Consider the following 3,184-nt stretch of genomic DNA (forward strand, 5'->3'; position numbering starts at 1 on the left):
GTCTGCAGCGTGCGTCGCGCCTGCACGTAGCCGGCGAACGCGCCGCCGCTCTCGCCGGCGGCCGCTTTCGGCGTTTCGGGTTGCAGCGCGCGGGCGCTCGCGATCGCGGCGCGTGCGTCATCGCCGCGCAGCAGCGCCGCGATGACCGCCTGCTGCGGCGACTCCGCGACGGAGGCTGCCGGCAGCGACGGCATCGGCTGCATCGCGGCGACGTTGTCGCGCAGCGCCGCGCGATCGATCGTGGCGGCATCGATCGCGCGCGCCGATGGCGCGGGCGCGTCGTGCTTCACGCGCGGCGCGGAACGGGAAACCTGAGCCTCGGCGCTCGGCGCGGGACGCATCGGCGCGGCGGCGCCGGCCGCCACGGTCGCGAGGAAAGTCAGGGCGAAGACGGCGGAACGGGGGAGCATGCGGCTGCGCATCCGTGGCAGGGTCATGGGCGATCTCCGGCGGCGGCCTGCAGCGGCGGCCGGGCAGGGGCGAGCAGCAGCGACAGCCAGTCGGGCATGGCGCTCCAGCCGCGTTTGGGGAGGACCGTGTCGAAGCCGTCGCAGAACAGCGGGTCGCTGTCGCCGTCGCCGAAGCCGTCGCTGAACAACCGGTCGGCCGGCCGCGCGGTCGAACAGCCCTGGCGCAGCTCTGCCTCGATGTCGGCCAGCGCGGTCCACGCGGTCTGGCCCTGCGCGTCGCGCAGTTGCGCGACGACTTCGACACGGTACGGGCCGATCGCGAGCGCGGCCGTGTCGAACGTCGCCTCGCGCAAGGTTTCGGCGCCGACGCCGAGGTTCAGCACGTCGTTGCGCTGCGCGACGATGTCGCCGATCGCGTCGCGCAACTGCACGCGCAGCGGCGTCGCGCTGAGCGCCGTCGCGCCGTCGTTGTGCAGGCGGAAGTTCACGGTCAGCGGATCGCCGCGGCGCAGGCTCAGCGCGCCGTGCAGGAACTGCGCGCTGAGCGCTTCGCCGGTCGGCGGCTGGTAGCGCACCTGCACGATCCGCTCGGGGCCGAGGTTGCCGGCGCGGTCGGTCGCGCGCAGGCGCACGGTGTTGTCGCCGGGCAGCAGGGTCGCCGCGGCGGTGCGGAATGCGCCGCTCGCGTCGGCGCGCACGACGGTCGTGAGGCCCGGCGCCTCGACGGCGACGTCGGCCAGCGGCTCGGTCGTGCCGGCGATGGCCTGCGCGGCGCTCGTGACCGTGCTGTCGGGCACGGGCTCGGTGACGACGACGGCCGGCGCCTCGCGATCCACGGTGAACGCGATCGTGCGCGTTGCGGTATTGCCGGCTTCGTCGTCGGCCTCGGCCTGCAGGCTGTAGTCGCCGCTCTGCTCGACCGGCGCGCCGCTGACGTAGGGCTGGCCGTTCAGGCGCAACGTCGTCGTGCGCAGGTGCGCGTCGCTGAACGCGACCAGCGGCGTCACGGCGTGATTGACGAGGTCGCCGTCGGCGACGCCGTCGATCGCGATCTGCGGCGGCGTGCCGTCGACCGCGAACGCGATCGGCGCGAGCGCGATCTCGTTGCCCGCCGCGTCGCGCGCGCGCAGCGTGTAGCCGTGAGCGCCGTCGGCCAACACGAGCGGCACGCTCTCGAACGTGTCGGCCGGGCTGGCTGCGGCGCTCAGTGCCGTCCAGGCGCCGTGGTCGACACTGGCCTCGACCGTGACCGGCGCGCTGAGCGTGTCGGCGGCGGTCGCGCGCAGGCGCAGCGGCGTAGCGACGACGGCGGCTGTCGCCGGCGCAAGCGCCTGCAGCTGAGGCGGCGTGCGGTCGACGAGGCGCAGCGACTGTGCGTCGAGCCGGCGCCAAGTCCCTTCGTGCAGCAGGTCGAGCTGCAGATCGAGCAGGCCGAGCGGCCAGCCCGTCGTCGCGAACTGCGGCGTGTCGGCGAAGCTCTCGCCGGCCGCGAACGCGCGCGCGTAGTCGCGCTGGGCCAGCGGCGTGCCGTCGGCCGCGAGCACGCGCAGGCGCAGCGACTGCGACGCGAGTGCCGCGTCGCCGGGATTGCGCAGCTGCAGCGCGACGACGAGGTCCTCGCCGTACGCGAGCTCGGCCTGGGCCGGCTGCAAGGTGCCGATCAACGGCAGCACGACGGCGGCCTCGTAGCGCACCGTGACCGCCTGCGTCGCGCTCGCGTTGCCGGCCGGATCGCGCGCGACCGCTTCGATGCGGTTGAGGCCTTCGACCAGCGGCACGCCGGCGAACTGCAGCTGGCCGTTCGCGGCGGCCGTCGCGACGGCCTGATACGCGCCGACGGTCAACGTGACTGCCGCGCCGGCCTCGCTGTTCACCTGCACGGCGATCGCGCTGCTCGCGACGACGCTGCCGTCGGCCGGGCTCGCGATGGACAGGGTCGGCGGCGTGAAATCCAGCGTGAAATGGCGACTCGCGAGGCTCTGGTTGCCGGCGGTGTCGACCGCGCGCACGGCGATCGTGTAGTCGCCGTCGGCCGTGATGGCCGTGCCGGAGACGTAGGCCTGTCCGTTCAGGCGCACGCTGCTCTGGGCCGCATCGATATGCGCATCGGTGATCGCGATCGTCGGCGCGACCGGCTGGTTCAGCAGCGCGCCTTCGGCGACGCCGTCGATGGCGACCTGCGGCGCGGTCGCATCGACCTCGAACGCGACTGCGGTGCTCTGGCTCTCGTTGCCCCAGCGGTCGCGGGCGCGCACTAGCAGGCTGTGGGCGCCGTCGGCCAGGCCGGCCAGGCGCAGGCCCCAGCTGCCGTCGGCCGCGAGCGACAGTGCCTGCCACGCGCCGGTGTCGACGCGCACCTGGGCCGCGGCGACGTCAGCGTGGCGGTCGACGATCTGCGCGCGCAGGCTCACGAGGGCCGGCTGCAGCTGGTTCGGCACCGGCGTCAGCACGGTGATGTCCGGCGGCGTCTCGTCGACGGCGACGAAGCTGGTGCGGGCGAGATCGCGCCATTGTCCCGGCGCGTCGCCGGCCAGGCGTGCGTCGAGCACGGCGACGTAGCTGTCGAGCGCGAGCGGCGGCGCGGCGACCGCGACGCGCTGCTCGTGGCTGCCGGCGGCGGCCAGATCGACGAGTTCCTCGCGCTCGAACAGCGCCGGCTGCGCCGCCGTGCGCAACACGCGCAGGCGCAGGCTCACGCCGGCCAGTGCGGCGGCGGCGTTGTCGACGCGATAGACCAGTTCGCCGGGCTGGCCGGCGACGAGGCGCGCGGCCGG

The 3,184-nt window shown here is 74.7% G+C and carries 2 protein-coding genes; both read right to left on the minus strand.

Annotation, left to right across the window (positions count from 1 at the left end):
- Positions 1–410, minus strand: a 410-nt coding sequence (locus NON22_RS22350; protein ID WP_425508018.1) for a hypothetical protein, incomplete at its 3' end; no start/stop codon positions are given.
- A 23-nt stretch (positions 411–433) separates the two neighbouring features.
- Positions 434–3,184, minus strand: a 2,751-nt coding sequence (locus NON22_RS22355; protein ID WP_257389203.1) for an Ig-like domain-containing protein, incomplete at its 5' end; no start/stop codon positions are given.

Origin of the sequence: Tahibacter caeni (assembly GCF_024609805.1) — a bacterium.
GTDB lineage: Bacteria > Pseudomonadota > Gammaproteobacteria > Xanthomonadales > Rhodanobacteraceae > Tahibacter > Tahibacter caeni.